General features: G+C 51.8%; 14 protein-coding genes. 3 read left to right on the forward strand and 11 right to left on the reverse strand.

The annotated features are described in order from the left end of the window. Positions 1-81: 81 nt before the first annotated feature. From BLW37_RS04480 to BLW37_RS04530, 11 genes are all read right to left on the reverse strand, one after another. Entirely contained in the window at positions 82-2,898 is a 2,817-nt protein-coding gene (locus BLW37_RS04480) for an EAL domain-containing protein (RefSeq protein ID WP_139243658.1), read from the reverse strand. Between the two features lie 16 nt (positions 2,899-2,914). After that, positions 2,915-3,979 (reverse strand): chemotaxis-specific protein-glutamate methyltransferase CheB, encoded by a 1,065-nt coding sequence (gene cheB / locus BLW37_RS04485; RefSeq protein WP_091340214.1) that lies wholly within the window; start codon positions 3,977-3,979, stop codon positions 2,915-2,917. A 27-nt stretch (positions 3,980-4,006) separates the two neighbouring features. Beyond that, on the reverse strand, positions 4,007-5,758 hold the full coding sequence (locus tag BLW37_RS04490) for a methyl-accepting chemotaxis protein (RefSeq protein ID WP_091340217.1): 1,752 nt from the start codon (positions 5,756-5,758) through the stop codon (positions 4,007-4,009). Further along, on the reverse strand, positions 5,755-8,085 hold the full coding sequence (locus tag BLW37_RS04495; protein WP_091340221.1) for a hybrid sensor histidine kinase/response regulator: 2,331 nt from the start codon (positions 8,083-8,085) through the stop codon (positions 5,755-5,757). The genes BLW37_RS04490 and BLW37_RS04495 overlap by 4 nt, the downstream gene beginning before the upstream one ends. A 12-nt stretch (positions 8,086-8,097) precedes the next feature. Further along, positions 8,098-8,622 (reverse strand): chemotaxis protein CheW, encoded by a 525-nt coding sequence (locus BLW37_RS04500; protein ID WP_091340224.1) that lies wholly within the window; start codon positions 8,620-8,622, stop codon positions 8,098-8,100. Continuing rightward, positions 8,609-10,036, reverse strand: coding sequence for a CheR family methyltransferase (locus BLW37_RS04505; RefSeq protein WP_171907544.1), 1,428 nt, complete (start codon positions 10,034-10,036; stop codon positions 8,609-8,611). The genes BLW37_RS04500 and BLW37_RS04505 overlap by 14 nt, the downstream gene beginning before the upstream one ends. Continuing rightward, positions 9,978-10,463 (reverse strand): chemotaxis protein CheW, encoded by a 486-nt coding sequence (locus BLW37_RS04510; protein WP_091340230.1) that lies wholly within the window; start codon positions 10,461-10,463, stop codon positions 9,978-9,980. Before BLW37_RS04510 ends, BLW37_RS04505 begins: the two co-directional genes overlap by 59 nt. A gap of 257 nt (positions 10,464-10,720) precedes the next feature. Beyond that, complete coding sequence (locus BLW37_RS04515; RefSeq protein WP_342744197.1) at positions 10,721-11,188, reverse strand: VOC family protein; 468 nt, start codon at positions 11,186-11,188, stop codon at positions 10,721-10,723. Positions 11,189-11,287: 99 nt separating this feature from the next. Continuing rightward, positions 11,288-11,689: a GFA family protein gene (locus tag BLW37_RS04520; RefSeq protein WP_091340237.1), complete on the reverse strand. Its 402-nt coding sequence runs from the start codon at positions 11,687-11,689 to the stop codon at positions 11,288-11,290. Positions 11,690-11,773: 84 nt separating this feature from the next. After that, positions 11,774-13,207, reverse strand: a complete 1,434-nt coding sequence (locus BLW37_RS04525) for a hypothetical protein (protein WP_091340239.1) — start codon at positions 13,205-13,207, stop codon at positions 11,774-11,776. Between the two features lies 1 nt (position 13,208). Beyond that, a complete protein-coding gene (locus tag BLW37_RS04530) occupies positions 13,209-14,576 on the reverse strand; it encodes a hypothetical protein (protein WP_091340241.1) in 1,368 nt (455 codons plus the stop codon). A 200-nt stretch (positions 14,577-14,776) separates the two neighbouring features. On the opposite strand from BLW37_RS04530, the gene BLW37_RS04535 reads away from it, so the two are divergent. The 3 genes from BLW37_RS04535 to BLW37_RS04545 are packed head-to-tail and all read left to right on the forward strand — an operon-like array spanning position 14,777 to position 18,830. Next, positions 14,777-16,807, forward strand: coding sequence for a TonB-dependent receptor plug domain-containing protein (locus tag BLW37_RS04535; protein ID WP_091340245.1), 2,031 nt, complete (start codon positions 14,777-14,779; stop codon positions 16,805-16,807). 23 nt (positions 16,808-16,830) lie between these two features. Further along, positions 16,831-17,538: a response regulator gene (locus tag BLW37_RS04540; RefSeq protein ID WP_091340247.1), complete on the forward strand. Its 708-nt coding sequence runs from the start codon at positions 16,831-16,833 to the stop codon at positions 17,536-17,538. Next, on the forward strand, positions 17,535-18,830 hold the full coding sequence (locus tag BLW37_RS04545) for a HAMP domain-containing sensor histidine kinase (protein WP_091340249.1): 1,296 nt from the start codon (positions 17,535-17,537) through the stop codon (positions 18,828-18,830). Before BLW37_RS04540 ends, BLW37_RS04545 begins: the two co-directional genes overlap by 4 nt. Positions 18,831-18,851: the final 21 nt, after the last annotated feature.

An 18,851-nucleotide genomic window follows, 5' to 3' on the forward strand; every position in this document is an offset into this window, starting at 1 on the left:
CGCAAACCAAAGCCAAACAGCTGCAAAAGCAACCAGCCATTGCTTGAGCCATGGTAAGAGCATGTGACTGCACCAGCAGATTCAGCGGGAGGGAGCTCCCTTTCCCTCCGCTTGCAGTCTTTCTAACTGAGCCCGCATAGCATGGTTTTCAGCCAGTAAATCACTCTCGTGAAACGCTTGCTTTAATACCTGATTTAAATGCTCTTTATCCCATGGTTTTGTCAGAAAACGAAATACTGCACCGTCATTAACAGCCTTAAACACCGCCTTCAGTTCAGTGTTGCCACTGAGCACAATCCGCACGGTATCCGAGTGAATTAATTTGATTTGACGCAGAAAGTCCAGTCCGTTCATGGTATCGCTTACCTGCAGCTGATGCTCTGCCAACACCACTTGCACCTGGTGCAGGCTAAGCAGTTCCAGGGCCTGCTCTGCATTGCTGGCGGTTAAAATGCGATACCCCTCATGACGCAATTGCCGGTTAAGCGCCTTTAGTAGATTCTCATCATCATCCAGAATCAACAATGTCCGGGGTGATACCTCGTCCAACGCGGCATAAGCTGAAACCCGTTTACGCGCCAATGTCGCGAGAAAATCATCACACAGCGCTGCAGGCATCGGCTTGGCATAATGATACCCCTGGATCATATCGCAGCCAGAGCGGCTTAAAATCGTCTGTTGCGATTCAGACTCGACCCCTTCAGCCACCACTTTCATATTCAGGGTTTGCCCTAGTTTTACAATGGCACGAACCAGGGCGTTATCTTCCGCATTATGGACCACTCCATCCACAAACAGCTTATCAATTTTCAGCTCACTGAATGGAAAGCGCTTAATATAGGTCAGTGAACTATAGCCGGTACCAAAGTCATCGATAGACAGCTCAACCCCCATCTTCCGCAGTGCTTTCATCGTTCTGGCAGCATCATCGGGTTTACGCATCAGCACACTTTCGGTGACCTCCAGCTTCAGAAAATGGGCAACTAAACCAGTGCTGGCTAAGGTTTGCTTTACTAAATCGATGCAACTGCCATCTTCAATACTGCCTGCAGATACATTGACCGACATTGTTGCATCCGGCCAATCACTTTGTTGCCAGGATACCAGCTGCTGGCAAGCCTGCTGCAACACCCAGGCATCAATCCTACTGATCAGGCCACACTCCTCTGCCAATGGAATAAAACTCAGCGGTGAACGCAATTCGTCTTTATGGCGCCAGCGCACCAGCGCTTCAAAACCTTTCAGTTTGCCACTGTGTAAGTCCAGCTGTGGTTGATAATGCAGCTCCAGCTCATCCTGTTCAATGCCCAGCCGTAATTGCTGCTCTAATTTCATCCGCTCTGCCAATACATCACTCAGATCGCTGCTATAACCATGTAACTGGTTACGGCCATTGTTTTTGGCTTGATACATCGCGGTATCAAGATGCTTTAGCAAAGTCGTCGCATCGGTGCCATCTTCCGGATAAAAACAATACCCTATACTAGCTGTCACGATCGGTGTCATTTCTTCCAGCTGATAAGGCTGGTTCAACAGTGTCAGTATTTCCCTTAATACACCGCTGACGGCTGTTGTACCATGCTGCTCTGCCAGCACCAGCACAAACTCGTCCCCTCCCAGCCGCGACACCGTGTCAACATCACTAATGCTTTGTTTCAGCCGTTCAGCCACCTGCAGCAATAACTGATCGCCAACCTGATGACCCACACTCTCATTGATATTTTTGAAATTATCTAAATCGATCAGTGCCAGCGTGAAACCATGTTTTTTGTGCTGTGCCTGCACGATTGCCTGCTGAATGCGATCCTGCAGCAAGCTACGGTTTGGCAAGGCTGTTAACTCATCAAAGTTGGCCTGTTGCTCCAATTTTGCTTGCAGTTGCTGCAACATGCTGGCACGGCCCCAGGCGACAGCCAACTGCTGACTAAATGCCTTTAATGGCTCTAAGTCCGCTGCCGACCAGGCCGCACCTCCGGCCCGCACTACATTCAGCAAACCGATCGTATTATCGCCAAGGCGCACCGGTACACAAGCATGATGCTGCTGCTCAAAGTCATCCAGTAATGCCTGGCAGCCGTCAATATCCACTGCGAGCGGAGACGCGGATTGCTGCAACTGCTGACAGGAACAACCTGCGTCATAGCAGCGCTGAAGCACTATAGCTGATGGCAGGGTACCACCCTGGCCTGCCAGCTGCATTTTGCTTTCTTCGTCTGCTGCATACAGCCAGGCTCCCATCACCTCGGGCAATGACCTGACTTGCTCCAGTGCGGTCCGCAATACCTGTGACTCACTGCCTGATTCACTTAACTGATTGGTAAAGTCAAACAGGCCACGCAGCAGTCTGTAACTTTGCTGCAATTCCTGATGTTTAGCGGCCAGATCCTGGTTAAGACGCACCCCTTCTTCATAGGTTGATATCAATAAATCCAAGATCTGTTGTTGTGCTGCGTTAATCACATGGAGCTTGCCATTAAGCACCAATTGCATTTTCAGACTGGAACGTCGTTGCTCATGCAGCGCAAAATTGGCCAGTAAATAGTTTATCCGTGATAACAGATAGCGTTCTTCATATGGTTTGGTAATAAAATTGTCCGCACCACACATCAGGCCTTTTAGTACATCAGCGGGATCAGTCAGCGTGGTCACCAGCAGTATCGGGATATGCTGGGTAGCTGGATCGTTTTTCAGCTGATGGCATAAGGTGTAGCCGTCCATAGTTGGCATCACCACATCGCTGATAATTAAATCAGGCACTTGTTGTTTGACCCGTTGCAACCCTTGCTCACCGTCACTGGCACGCTGCACCTTACAACCATGCTGCTCCAGCAAGGCTTGCAGCTGTATTGCTTGCGTCTGGCTGTCTTCGACCACCAGAATAGTAGCATTCAATAACATGATACGATTCCTTATCTCATCCATCTGATTTGTATTGCAACGCCAATACATTCAGGAAAGCGGCAATCCCCTGTGGGCATAATGTATAGTTTGCTGCATTCAGCCGTACCGCTGCACCTGGCATACCATGCACCACCGCACTGTCTTTATCCTGCACTATGGTCAGTGCACCCTGAGCCTTTAATGCCAACATTTCCACCGCACCATCTGCCCCCATGCCTGACAGCAACACCGCCATACTATGACCGCCATGGCTTTGGGCAACTGAGTTAAACAGATACCCCACTGATGGCCGTTGCCCTTGCCATGGCTCAGACGCAGCCAATTGCAAATAACAGTGGCCAGAGCTATCCAGACGCACTCCCAGATGGTAATCATCCGGTGCCAGATACAGATGCCCGGCTTTAGCAATCTCATGCTGTTTAGCCACATGCACCGGTATGGCACTGTATTCATTCAGCCAGCTGCAAAAGCTGGCGATAAACCCATGGCTGATATGCTGTACCGCCACCACAGGCCAGGGAAACTCACCATGCAAGCCGCTTAGCAACTCACGCAATGCCATCGGCCCCCCGGTGGAAGCCCCTAGTGCCACTATCTTTGGCTGTTGCTGAACCAATTGCGAAACAACAGCCTTGCCTGGCACTTGTACCGGACGCTGTGGGCGCTCAAGACGGGTAATCACCTTCACCTGCGCCATATTACGCACGGTCCGCACGAACTCTGCCGCATCCTGCTGATAGTTAGAATGATCCGGCCCGCGCGGTTTTTGCACCACCGCGAGCGCCCCTGCGTCCAGTGCCCGCATCGCCACCGCCGCATCCAATGGATCCTCAGTGGCAGTCACCAGCACTATCGGCAATGGATTGGCAGTCATCAGCTGTCGGGTGGCCTGGTAGCCATCCAGATTCGGCATATGAATATCCATCGCCACTACATCAGGCTTTAGCTGGCTGACCATACGCAGTGCCTGATGACCATCACGAGCTTCGCCAACAACCTCCATCCCGCCCTGCTCCAGCGTGCTACGTAGCAGCATGCTGATTACCACCGAATCTTCTACGATCAACACCTTTACCATCGGTTCCCCCCAACAGTTCAATTGGCATCAGGTGCGAAATGTAGCTGCGCGCTGCTTAAGTTTGTATCCCAAATCATGCAACGCCTTGGCGGCTTGTTCCGCCTGGCGGGCACCGGCAACATTGTTTTGACTGGCGTTATTGATGTCGCGCATGGCCGTGGCCACCTGATCCATCCCAATCAGTTGCTGCTGGCTGGACGCCGCAATCTGGATGGCCGCATCTGAAGACAATTCAAATTGGCCGGCAAGGGCTAAAATAGCCTCACCCGACAAACGGGCCTGATTGTAGCCAGCATCAACAGCACGCCCACCTTGCTCTGTTACCAGTACCACTTTGCTTATGGCTTTTTGAATATCATTCAAAATAGTCCGCACCTGGACGGTGGCATTGCGTGATTGCTCTGCCAGCGATTTCACTTCCTGCGCCACCACAGAGAAACCTTTGCCTTGCTCACCGGCTTTAACCGCTTCAATCGAGGCATTGACCCCCAACAAGTTAGACTGCTCAGCTAAATCCGCCACCGTGGCCACAATATCCCCTACCTGCTGGCTTTGGTCATTCAGCCGGAGAATGCTCTCTGACATCGCCTGCATTTGCTCGCGGATCGCCGTCATACTATTCTGCGCTGCGGTAACCGCATTACGGCCGTCCTTGGTGATCTCGGCAGTTTGTTTGGCATTGTCACTAACATGCTTTGCTTTCTGACTTGCCATAGTGGCGGTTTGCTTGACTTCATCAATGGTGGTGCTGATTTCATGCACGGCACTGGCGGTTTGCTGCGCCGAGCTAACGACCTGGGTGGTAGTCGTTAAAATGTCCTGGCCGGTCTCTGCCAGGATCGCGATGCCTTCGTTTAACTCACCAATCAGTTGACGTAAATTATTGCTCATGGTGTTGAACGATTTCCCAAGTACATCACGCTCTGAGCGGGGTTGGATTTGTTCCCGTAAGTCGCCAGCGGCAATAGCTTGCGCTTTGGCTGAAAGCTCTGCCAAGTAGTCTCCCATGTCAGCAAATGCCTGGCTTAGCAACCCAACTTCATCGCGTCTTTGCTCAAAACCTGAAATGCTAACCTGCTCACCGGCCGACGCTTGCTTGGCTATCCTGGTCAGAGCCATCAGTGGTTGAACCAGTGTTCGATTTAAACTCCAGATAGCTACGAACATCAGCAGCAATACCAGTGTCATGCCAGCCAGCATGGCCTGACGCTGGCCAGTAAGTAATTGGTCACTAGCCTCCAGTTGTCGCTCCACCTGCTGCTCCACCGCAGCAGCAATATCTGCAGACAATGTACGAAAACGTTGTATCCGATTCGCCTGGATTTCCAGCAATATACTTTGTGCCTGATCCATCTGCTGTTGTCGCAGCAGTGGCATCACTTGCTGAGTAGTGGTGTTACTGTAAACTTCATGTAATTGGCGTAATTCCTGCAATGAAGCTTCCAATATTTGATGTTTTTTTAATTGTTGCAACACATTATCGAACAATAGCTGGCGCTGTTGCAGTGCTACCACTACTTTAGCTTCGTTAGCAGACGTTAACTCTCCTCGTATGCTGCTATCCAGCATTAGTGCTCGTTGTTCGTTGATTGCAATTCTTATTTCCTCCAGTTGCACCAAGGGTTTCATTGCTTCCTCATACAAGGTCAGCTGAGATTGCTGTATCTGCTGCAAACTATTTAGCGCATGCAGTTGTAGCGCCAGGAACAGTACAGCCAGAATCCCAAGGATTAACATCAATTTATGCCCGGTTTTCAAATTACTATAAAACGTCATCATGGTTCCTGCTCCTGTGATAACAACTGCTGTAAAATGTCCAGCAAATGGTCCTGCTCAAAACTGCTTTTCAGAATGTAAGCATTGGCACCCGCCTCTAAGCCACGCACACGATCTTCTTTGCTTTGCAGTGCCGTCACCAGTACCACCGGCAAATTCGCCAGCCGGCTGTCTGAACGCACCTTGGCTGTCAAACTAAAGCCATCCAGCCCCGGCATTTCGATATCTGAGATTAATGCAGCAAAATCACTCTGCTGTAGTGCTTGCCAGGCATCCACCCCATCTACAGCCGTCACCACCTGAAAACCAGCCGTTTCCAGAATACTTTTCATTAAACTGCGCGAGGTGATGGAATCTTCTGCCACTAACAGTTTCTGGCGCTCCGCGCTGGTGGCGGACTGCTGCACTGGCATTGGTCGCTCCGTGCGGCAAGCACGCTTATACAGATCCTGCATATTAAGCACCGGCACCAACTGGCCATTGCCTAGACGGGCCACGCCAGTGATACAAGTCACTCTTTTTAACTGCGGCCCCAGGCTTTTTAATGTAATGTCTTGATCGGTAAGAATTTCATCCACCTGCAACAGATACTGGCATTCGGTCGTTTCAACCAGGATCAGTTGCAACATTTTTTGATTGTGTTGTGGGGTTAATTGCAGTAGATCAGCCAACGACCAAAGCGGTAGTGATTGCTCTGCTATTGGTAACACAGCACGGTTTTCCACGCTACGCAGTGCCGTCGCAGGCATTCTGAGTACCCGGTTTATGCTCTGGCAAGGGATGGCAAATAACTGTCCGGCCACGCGCACCAGCAAAATACGGTAAGTACTAAGACTAACGGGTAAAGCCAGCATAAAACTGCAGCCTTGCCCTGGCTGGTTGCAGATCTCGATATCGCCATTCAGACGTAACACTTTCTCTTCGACGATCGCCAACCCCAGGCCACGGCCCGACAGTTCTGTCAGCATCGGGCTGGTACTGAGCCCGGAGCGAAAGATTAACCGGCAGCGTTCAGCATCGGATAATGCCGATGCTTGCTGTCGGGTCAGCACCCCTTGCTGAATAGCTTTCGCTGTGACCGCTTCGGTATCTATACCCCTGCCATCATCACTAAAGCGAAGGCCAAAGCGGTTGCTGCTCAGCTGGATAAAATCAATGCTGAGCCTGGCGCTACCAGCTTTACCAGCGGATTTGCGCTGCTGCACCGTTTCAATACCATGATCCACCGCATTACGCAGCAAATGCTGCAATGGGCTACGCAGTTCTTCCAGAATACGTTTGTCGACCTGATATTCTGCACCACTAATCGTCAGGGTGGCAGATTTACTCGCCGCCTCGGCCAGCTCTTGCACCATAGCTGGCATGCCCTCGGTCAGGCTGGCGCAGGGCATTAATAATACCTGCTGTAACTCTTGCCTGAATGCCGTTTCCAGGCTGGTACTACGCATCGCCAACTGCGCAGCCATTCTGGCCAACTGGCTAATGCGATAATCCCACTGTTGCAGAAACTCAGTTGCCCACTGAGCAAAAACAATCAGGCTGTGTTGAGCCTGAGCCGTGACACTGTTTGGCTCAGTGTTGCTGGCATGAGCTGTAATCGTTGTATTGGTTTTAGCGGCTGAAATAGTCGTCGTGAAGGTGGGTACTGCGCTGTCACTGGGGCTACCGGATGCTGGCTGAAGCACCCGCAGCGCGGCGCTTAATTCATAGCGATAGCGGTGCCAGCAGGTAAAATCTGCTTGAGCCTGCTTTAACTCACTGGCCAATTCTGCACTTTCCAGCCGGGTATCAAGTAAATCTTCGGCACAAAACCACAACTTATCCAGCGCCTGACTACTGACCCGTAACTTGCCTGGCTCAGCGGTGATGGCGACCTCAGCTGGCGCTGCAGCCTGTTCAACCGGGACCTGAATATCTGGATCAGTACAGGATTGCTCCAGCGCAGTACACAAGGCCTGCAAGGTGTCATCATCGGCATCAACCAGCTTCGTCGTATGCTCATCCGTACTATTGAGTATGCGTTGTAACCGCTGCAAAGCCTGATTAATTAATGTAATTTGCCCCTGGCCAGGGCCACGCTGGTGCTGCTTCAATGCCGAAAATAAGCTTTCAAGTTTCTGGCATAAGCGTTCAAATTGCTGGGCATTGACTGCACGGGCTGCGCCTTTAAGGCTATGTACCTCGCGATACACAGTTTCCAGCACATCCGGCGTCGCATCAGCTTGCTCCAGCGACGCCAACGCATCACGCAAGCTGCCCAGCCGCTCTGTCGCTTCTTGTCGGAATGCTGTAAGCAAGCGTTGCTGCAACTGCGGTTGTTGCGTTGTCATAATGTCAGCCCGCTAAACATAACTTTCTACCCTTAGCTGTGGTGACGACAGCAATTTAGCGGCATCCAGTACCGCCCAGGATGCCGTACTGATCCCGAGCAGATAGTCCCGTCGTACCCCATTAAGATGAGGCTGACTGGTTTGCAGGGATTGCTTCGGTACACTGCAGCTTCCGACGGCCCTGTCTGTCAGTAAAGCAAACTTCATCTGGCCATCGCGCAATATCACAATCCGATTCAAATCAGACAGACCTTGCCGCGGTAAGTCAAAGAAGCTGCGTAAATCGATCACCGAAACGATATGCCCATGCACGCCAACGATGCCCAGCACAAAATCCGGTGTATATGGCAACGGCGTTAGATGCTGCAATGGTAATACTTCCACGACGTAATGAGCTTCCACGGCGTAGGTTTCCTGCGCCAGCTCAAAATACACCAGCTGTAACTCAGGCTCGTCCTGCAGCTGAGTTTCCACCACGGCCAGTTTGCGCGCCCTGGCTTGTAAAACTGCCTGTACAGACCGATCAGTGCCGGACATCTGCTTCTATCCGATGTTGCCTTGCCTGCCGCGTCCGTTTTAACCACTGTCTGCATTGCGCCACCGTCAAGCCTTCGCCTTGCTCTAACTCAGCGTCTGATGGCAATTTCTCCAGCAAAGAGGAGCAAATAGCATAGTGATGACCTGCCTGTGCCCTGTTTGCGATGCAGTCGTAGAAACGACCAATAAGTAAATGTGCCAGCACAAAGTCCGGTTGAAGATATAAAGCCTGGCGCACCGCCTGTATCGCCGCCTGCAGATTGTTATTCTCCCATTCAATATTTGCCAGCAGCCAGTAGCTGGCTGGTTGTAGTTTATCCATTGCCAGCGCTTGCTGAACCCACTGCTCTGCCTGCCGATAATCTCCGCGGTTAGCACAGCGCCGTGCCTGCTGCAGTGGCTGGTTGATATCAGCCACTGCAGTTTGGGTCATTTCATGCGGTACGGGATCACCGGCCTGCGGCACTTCGGCTACAGCAGCTGGCGCTATCTCGATCGCAAACCTATCCGGCTTATCACCTTGCAGTGCTACCGCACCCGGCCAGTTGCGCCCGCTGACGCCTGCCGCCTGACACAAAATTGCTTCTGTCGACGTTAGCAATAACGCCCCTTCAGTACTCAGGCATTGTTGCAACCGACGGATAATTTTGCCCGCCTGTGCCGTTTCAAAGTACATCAAGACATTGCGGCACAAGATCAGATCGCAATGGGCAAGCTGACGCGATTCATCTGGATAACCTGCCTCGATCAGGTTCAGTTGAAAAAATGACACACCCTGACGTAAGGGATCAGTCATGTGATAATGGCCACGGTTGTCCTGGCTGCAATAACGGTTATGCCAGCTGCTATCGGGCTGTCGGAATGACCAGGAGCGGTACACACCTGCTTTAGCACACTGCAGAAAAAGAGGATTGATATCAGTGCCAATAAACTGTAAATCCCAATCTTCAGCATCCGGCAACAGCTGATGTACCACTATGGCCAGACTATACAGTTCCTCGCCGCTGCAACAACCTGCACTCCAACAACGTAAGCTCAAACGACCATCACGCCGTCGCTGTGCCAGCAAAGCCGGTAGCCAATGCAGCCGGAGGTATTGAAATAAGGCCGGATCACGGAAGAAATAAGTTTCACCCACTGTCAGCTGCTCCATCAGCTGCTGCTGAAATAATGCGGGCCAGACAGTTTTTTGCAACTTGGCTATCAGCGCACCGACATTGGGTAAAGCCATGCGCTCAAGTAATTGTGGAATATGCCAGCCAAGGTCGTCCAGCCGGGCTGCTGGAAAGTGAATACCCAGTCTGGCGCTGATAAGCGCATCGCAATAGCGTAGTATATCAGCGCTTAAACCGCCCTCAGCTGACGCCGTAGCTGAGGGTGCTGAGGGTGCTGAGGGTGCTGTTATAAACTGCATGCTCCAGAACCTCCTGTTCATCCGCAGTGAGTAAGGCGCTTACATCCTGGATCAACATAACGCCATCCGTCAGCGCAACCATAGCGCTGAGCTGGCTTGATGGCTGAGGCAAGGTGCTGGCTTGTTCCTGTTGCTCTGGCGGGCACCATTGCACGCCCTCGACACTATCAACCCACAACAGCCATTCACGATCTGGAGTAGTCACCCAAAGAAACCGATGTTGCAGCGCTAACTCAGTAACCGGTAAATTAAACTTCAACCGTAAATTAGCAACGGGAATCAGGGTACCATGCACATTAACCAACCCAGCCACAAAGGCCGGGCTATCCGGTAACGGACTAATGGCCACTGCAGGGAAAACCTTATTCACACAGTTCAGATCAACCGCATACCGCTGATTGTCAACACTGAAAGCAAGTACATTCATAAAACAGCCTCAGCCAGAAAGTTCGATGTGAACACTCAATCCGTACTGCAATAGTTCGAGGCAACATAAGAGTTGTTTTAAATATAGGAAAAAAACAGCTGAGAAATGGGCAGGCAAAGATTTATCAGAATAATATCAAAACTTCATCAGAGGCAGAAACGGTGTACCCGCTGCAGTGATAAGCTAATAGCAGCTGCAGTTGCAGTTCATCCACTAAGTCTGTGATGAACTGCAAACCGCTGTATAGTTAAAGAAGTTTAACCGCCAAACAGCTCTTTGGCGCGACGGCTAAGCTCCTGCTCCGATACATCCTCAACATGGGTGGATAACATCCAGCTATGACCGAATGGATCCAGCAAACAGGCCATACGATCGCCATAAAACTGATCGGTCGGTGGCATGCTTAAGGTGGCACCTGCGGCAACCGCTTGTTCCACCAGAGCATCGACATCTGGTACGTAAATCATAATGCCAACCGGGGTGCCGTTTAACATCGGCGGGCTTTTGGTACCCCACTCATCGCTTTGCTCGCTAAGCATAAACAGCGCCTGCCCTACCCGCATTTCGGCATGCATCACGCCACCGCCAGGCAGCTCCATTTTTAGAATCAACTCAGCACCAAAAGCCTTTTGATAAAAGCCGATGGCATCGGCAGCATTGTTAATAGTAAGGTATGGAATGGCTCCGCTGTAGCCTTCCGGTATCGCTTGAACTTGTGACATCATCTTTCTCCTTGTTGCTTAGACCCGTCATCGTCATCCGGGCATTTTTGTATTCACCAGAACAGCAACCAACTCTGGTAGGCGAAATGCCCATCCTTATCTTCAGGATGGCGCATACTTGGCAAAGACTTCAGCCTCGGTCAAATTCTCGGTTTGCTCACGGAAATTGTAAAAAGCTGGCTTTTGATCAATAAAGATTTGCTCCGTCAGGGCTAAGCCAGGCTCATCCTGAAACAAGCCAGCAGGCAGAATGTATTCGTTGGCATCCAGCAAATAGTAATACAAATGAGTGCCGCAACGACGGCAAAAGCCGCGATTGGCCCATTCGGAGGACGAATAATCGGTCACAAACTCTCGGCCTTCAAATTGAACATCATGGCCGCAATGCACCGCAAATAAAGGCCCACCGCCCCAGCGACGGCAGATACCGCAGTGACACACACTGACCTGATGTTGCGCTTTGGCGGTTACTTTGACAGAACCACATAAACACTGTGCTTGCATCAAAAATCTCCTTGCGTATGAGTCTTTACTATAAAAGGAAAATCCAGCGGCTGCTGGATTTTTTTGTGACAAGTTTTTACCCGTTCAGGGAGCTTTGGGTGCTGGCTTTACCCAGGCTCGCAGAGCCAGGATCCAGCTAAAGTCTGCCCCGGCTCGTTGTGCTCCCTGATGACAGTTCATACAACTGTCGTACTGATGATAGGTTTCCATCGTCACATTGGCCAGCTGGCAAGCCGGGAATGGCACCCCTCCAGCCTGAACCGGCGTGCCATCCTCGCAGCCAAAGTCATCATTGGTGGGAGTAAGCGGTGATGCCGAGGGCAGAGTCGGCCACTGAGTACCTATCAGTTGGTAATGCTGCCATACTGTCCCCTGCAGCAACTGGCGGTACTGCTGATTCAGGCCGCTGGTGGACATATCCGGCTGACCAGTGGATGGCTTTGGTGTATCCGGAATGGCCGAAAGCCGAACCACATTAATTGGCTGCGGATTAAAATCATCCGGTAGCGGTACCCGGCTGGAACCAGGGTGAACCGCTGGATTAGCCCGGGTCATACCAGGCACTCGTTTATACAGTTCAGGATCATAGTACGAGGCCTGCATCCCTGCCGGAGTGCTGGGATCTTCTCCCAGGTTATCCACTTGCTCAAAGGTCGCCCACACCCACTGCGGAAAGTTTGGGGTTTTCTGAGCGATATGAAAGCCTACCAAACCAGCTACTATCGGCTGACAATCACACACCACCATCTGGCTCAGTTCATTAGTGCCACAGGTTCCCGGCACAGTTGCCAAAGCATCCAGCTGGAAAAAGCGTTGCCGATACGGCTCTGGCACTTTCGCCAGATCGCGCCAGGCGGCTTTGACCTCCAACACCCCAGGACCTTGCCCGGAGCTGGATGCCGGTAGTGTTATCTTGCCGGATTCAGGCCAATTGGCCTTGTTGTAGTAGCCATGCTGGCGCACATAGTCATACAGCACCCGGTTCACCCGTACTTCATAACGGGTAAATAAGCCGGTCTGGTCCGGTAAAGGCCCGCCAAACGCCTGATTGATTTCATCCGCAATGGTGCCCATCTTACTGCCGGTCGTCAGCACACTTCGCCCCTGATGCTCCAGATTACGGCATGCGGCAGCGCCATTGGGTTGTTCCCAACCAACCGGTGAAGCGCCATTTTGCAAAAAAAGGTCATTGGCGGTTTTAAACCCTAACCAAACAGGCTGCCTACCATCGATGTAATGGCCAAAAGCTGCCGGATCGTCTGGACGAAATGGCTGGCCATGACTGCCAGGTACCGACGGCCACATCAAGGCAACAAAGTTCTGCCACATGAAGTAATCAAAATACGGTCGGTTATCGATCGGAAAGGCTGCAAAAGGCTGATCAGGTACCTCTGGAAGCAACTGCCCCGATAAATGGGGCTTTAATGGATAAGGGTAACCTGGGCTTTCAGCCAGCACAGGAAGCGCAAACAAGCAAAGCATCAGTATCAGTATCAGTATCAGGCCAGAATGTTTCATCTCAGTGCCCTCCCTGACAAGGTTGCGGAGCGCCGTCTCGGGCATACTGCCAGTATTGACCAAATGCAACCCACATTTGCAACGAGGTATCAAAACTAATGGTATTTGGGAAAGAGCCACTGACTGGCCCCATGGGGTATTTCAGATTCTGAAAATAAGCCACATTTTCTGCAGAATACTGTTCACACTGACCTTCAAAACCAAAAATATTTGGCGAAAAAGGTTCCAGTTGACGACCATCCGGGCTGGCAAAGGCATTGCCGTGGCACGACAGGCAAGAAGACAGTTTATTATCGACCGGCCCCGCCAGCCGTTGATGGCAACCAAAATGTTCTGCCTGTACATTGATATCCGACTGGTTTAACACGGATTGGCGGGCCGGGATACTTTCAGCTTTTGGCACCGCAGGAAAGGTCCAGGGATCCATGCCCCACTGCAAGCCCACCGGGCTTAAATTGTCCCAGGGTGTCTCACCCTTCATACCGGCATTGTAGGCAAAGGTGCCATAGACCCAGTTGGTCGGCGAGCGGGAGTCCACCACCGCCACATCCAGTTGCACCAGATGCACAGGTTGCGGCTTACGCTGACAGAAAAACTGATTGTTCTGCTCGATATGCCGGTTGGCCATCCAGGCCGGAGATCCAGCCAGATAGGCCACCTGCTCAGGTGTTACCGTAGAGAACAACAATTTGGCCACCACAGTCCCTTCCGGGAACGGCAAGCCAGCTTGCGTCAGGTTGCCGGCGTAACTGGTCAACACCGGTTTGCCATCTTTGCCCCATGCCTGCCCCAGCACATAGGCACCGTGCGGGTTGTACACACCAAAGGCCCAGGTTTCAAAACGCGGTTCAGCCGCATCTTTACCTGCTGCCGCTAAACCATGCAAGCCTCGTTTGCCAAAAAAATCGGACAGAACTGCAGTCCGCTCATTGGTGAAACCATGGATAAACTCGCGCCCTGTCGTTGGATCATAGGCCATCCAGGGCACATGAAACCAGCGGGTGCTGCCATTCACCTGCACTTTCCAGCCTTGCTCATTGCGCAAATACGGATCTTGTTGTTCACGCACATAATTCAAAATATGCATGATGTAATCCTGCCACTGCTGATCCCACTCCGGCACGCCCTGCTCGCTAAAATCGGTTTTGAACAGATTGGCCGGGCCATCCAGCCATTTACACACCGACTTATCGCAAGGTGGCGGCATTTCTGTTGGATAATTGTGGCTTAACTGAAACACTGGTCCCTGCCAGCCGGGTGGTGGTGGCGACACCGCATTGCGCCAGGCCAGCTCAGCTGGCGTTGCTGCCAGCAGGTTAAAAGAAAAGCACAGTGCCAAGCTACTTACAACAGCGGTTAACTTTATCATTTTCGTTGTCCTTGTCTGCTACATGCCCATTGGGTATAGCGAAGGCCCACGACAAAGACGGGATAAAGTTCTGAGAAATTTACGATAAAGCTGTGGTTGTGTCTGCTTTAGACACAATCTGACATTTCAGCCACAAAGTCAGCACAGATCAAAGCGGAACAACCTTCGATAATGCCCGCATCAAAACAAGGAGAAACGCCATGATCACATTATCATTGTTGGCTGCCAGCATAGCCGCAGCCGTTGGCAGTGCCTCACCAAACCTGCCTTCAGTTTCCAAAGAGTCAAACCAAGTGGAGCGCATGGAAGTCACAGGGCGGCGTAATCAGGCGCAAAGTGAACCCACCGAGCAAACCGAACGCCTGTTATCTGTCGCTGGTTTAATGGGCGATCCAATGGAGGCCATCTACACTCTGCCTGGTGTGGTGCAAAGTCCCTTTGGCCAGCCCGTGGTGCGAGGCACTTCGCCAGACGATACCACCTTTTTATTGGACAGCCAGCGCACAGGCTCTTTGGTCAATGTCATCTACGGCAGCGCGTTAAACCCAGAACTACTGCGCGATTTTACGTTACACCCGGCGGCCTATTCAGCCGAATACGGTTGGGCAACCGGAGGCATCTTCGCTGCCGAACTGCGGGATCCAAGGCAGCAAAAGCCAGCTGCAATTTTGGATTTGAATATGCTTAGAACGTCTTTACTGGTTGAAGGCGCACTGAGTGATAATCAGTCGTTTTATGCCGGTTACCGCCGCAGCACCATGCAGTATTTCATCAAAAATAACGAAGAGCTAGACCAGGGAGAAACCATCACCCGAGTACCAATATTGGACGATTACCAACTACGCTACCAGTGGCGCCCCGGCACCCAGCACAAATGGACCTTCACAGCGCTTGGTGCTTCGGAAAAGGCTGGTTTGAATTTATCAGAAGCCTCGGAGGCAGGACGTACCAACCCAGAGTTTATCGGTGATCTGTTCCTGAACACCAGCTGGCACAGCCAGCAACTGAGCTACGAATTTTTTGCCGCCCCACGGCAACACTGGATTATCCGTGCCGCCAACCTGACCGAAAATGAGCATTTTGGCTACGGTGATGAGCAATTTATTCGTTCCAAAACGCAACGTGAACAGCTGTCTCTGCACTGGCATCAGCCACTGAGTACCACGATTCAGCTGGTAACCGGCGTCGAATTGGAGCGACTGGAGCTGGACTATCAGTTCGATGCTATTTTGTACTATTGCACCGACCACCAGGCCGACTGCGATGACAATAGAGGCGGCAGAGAGCGCGATCAGGATAGACTGAGCATACAAAGCAAAACGGCTTTCATCAACGCGGAGTGGCAGTTACACCCATCACTGCAGTGGGTGCTGGGCAGCCGGCTGGAAACACAGAACTACACCAATCAATCCAGTCTGCAGCCCAGAACCAGTATCCATTGGTTTCCTGTACCGCAATTAGAACTGATCGCATCTGCGGGTCGTCACCAGCGGCTGGCCGATTTGGAAAAAATACTGCCACGTATTGGCAACCCGGAACTGGATACCCCCATGGCCAACCACTACAACCTGGCGGCCAAACTGCAACTCAGTCACGACTGGCGGCTGCGGTTGGATCTGTATCAGCAAACCATGTACCGGCTGGCCAGAGCGATTCCGGTAGAGCAAGATCCACAGCAGCTTCGTTACCTCAGCGATATGCGCGGCGAAAGCAAAGGCATCGAGTTGCTGTTGGAGGCCCTTGGCGATGGCCGCTGGAGCGGCTGGCTGGCAGCCAGCTACTCGCAATCCAATCGCTACGATCCCAACACAGAGCAACAAAGTCGCTACCGGATGGAAACCCCTTTGGTGCTCAGTGCGGTGATCAATTACCGCCCGGGAAATAACTGGCAGTATGCCGCAGTTTTAACCGGTCGCTCCGGCATGCTGTACTCACCTATTATCGGGGCCAAACCAAACCCGCACTACGATGGTTATTTACTGCCAGTCTATGGTGAGTTCAATAGCAAGCGTTTGCCTTACTACCACCGACTGGATGTAGAAGCAAAACGCAGTGCCAGCCTGTTCAGCTACCCGGCCGAGTTTACCTTTGCCATCCGAAATGTATTGAATCAGAACAATGTCTCTGGCTACTATCTATTGCACGATCAACAAGAGCCGGATGGCTACCGCATCAATAAAGATGTCGACCTGGGTATTTTCCCTTACGTGGGGATGAAGCTATGGTTCTGACAGAACAAAGGAACAATGCTGAGATGACAACCACATCGGTACTACTGGTGGAAGATGATGTATCCCTGGCAGGCTGGATCCGCGACTTTTTGCAAAGCAAAGGTTTGCAGGTGTTCCATCTGGCCAGGGGCGATCAGGCACTGGCACAGTGGTCTGAGCTTAAACCTGATGTGATCTTGCTTGATCTGATGTTGCCCGGCGTCAATGGTCTTGAGCTGTGCAAACAAATCCGCCAATGCAGCGATATTCCGATCCTAATGTTAACCGCACAAGGGGAAGAGTTTGACGAGGTGCTTGGCTTAGAGCTGGGTGCCAACGACTACCTGATTAAACCCATTCGGCCTCGCGTGTTGCTGGCACGTATTAATGCGGTGTTGCGGCAAAACCAGACACCGCCCGCTGCTAACGAGACAAACCAACTGCAGTTTGGTTTGCTGAACCTCAGCCTGCGCTCACATCGGGTGCGGTTCAATGGCAGCGACATTCCCTTAACCAGCAACGAATTTCAGCTGTTGTGGCTGCTGGCCAGCCGAGCTGGCCAGATCGTCAGTCGGCAGGATGTTTTTCTGGCAATGACGGGCCGGGAGTATGATGGGCTGGATCGCCGAGTTGACATGATGATCTCTTCGCTACGCCGTAAAATGCAGGATGACGCTACGGCACCAGTCCGAATTAAAACGGTGTGGGGCAAAGGCTATCTGTTTGTTACCGACGCCTGGAACACCCCATGAGCCGTCTGCTACTTGGTTTACTTTGTACCACCTTGTTGTCGTTGTTTCTACTAAGCCAACTGCTGGATCAGGTGGTGCAACAAGACGAACAGCCGGAGTCAGGATATCAGCGATTAGCAGCTAACTTATTGCGGCAACTGGACCAGCGAAGTGCCGATGTCCCACTCGCGCAACTACCGAGCTTTGTCGAGCAGCAAAGTAGCAACTGGCAACTGCCGCTGCAACTGCACGCAAGCAGCGCGTTTCAATTACCAGCTGAACTGCAGCATCAGTTAACAGAGCCTGAAGGCTTGCTACTGGCCAGCAATGATCAGCTATACCTGCTACGCCGCCTCAGCGCACACCCGGATTGGCTGCTGCGCTTACCGCTGGATGAGGAGGATACGCATCATCCCCTTAGCCTCTGGCTGACCCTGGGGTTGTACTTTGGCATGGCGCTGTTGCTGATGCTCTGGCTGTTTCCGCTTTTACAGCGTCTGAACCTGCTCACCAAAGTCGCAGAGCGCTTTGGTTCTGGTGATACCAAAGTACGGATGCCCTTGCATCGCCTGAGTTACATCCCCAGCCTGGAGCACAGCTTTAACCGCATGGCCAGCCAGATTGATCAGTTAATGCAAGAGAACCAACTGCTGGCCAGCAGCCTGTCGCATGATTTACGCACTCCGCTGGCTTGTTTTCGTTTTGGCCTGGATGCTGCGCTGGATGCCGAACCGGCAGAGCAGAAAAATCAATATCTTAAGCGGCTTGAAAAGGATGCAGACCGGATGGAAGCCATGGTCAATTCATTCCTGGATTACGCCAGCTTATCTAGGGCTGGCAGCAAGCTGTCTTTTGCGTCATTGGAACTCAGTGACTGGCTTGATGCTGTGCTGCAACACTACCAGCCGTTGCTGCAGCAAAAACAGCTAAGGCTAGAACTGGTGCGGCCAAAGCACTGCATGCACCCACGCATTCATGCAGACTGGCTGGAGCGAGCTATAAGTAATGTGATCAGCAATGCCTGCCGCTTTGCCAGGCAGGTGATCCGAGTAGAACTGAGTAACAACAAACAACACTGCTGCATCACCATCAGCGATGATGGCCCCGGCATTGATAGCAATGAACAGCAAAAGGTGCTTGAGCCCTTCTACAAAGTGATCCAGAAAGACACGGATACAAAAAACAACACCCACTTTGGCCTTGGCCTAGCCATTACCGTGCAAATACTTAGCTGGCACCAAGGCAAGGTGCAGGTTAGCCGCTGCCGACAACTTGGCGGTGCCCGTTTCAGCCTGCAACTGCCACCATGCTGACAATTTCAGACATTTTCAAGC

Source organism: Alkalimonas amylolytica, assembly GCF_900107845.1.
Classification (GTDB): domain Bacteria; phylum Pseudomonadota; class Gammaproteobacteria; order Enterobacterales; family Alteromonadaceae; genus Alkalimonas; species Alkalimonas amylolytica.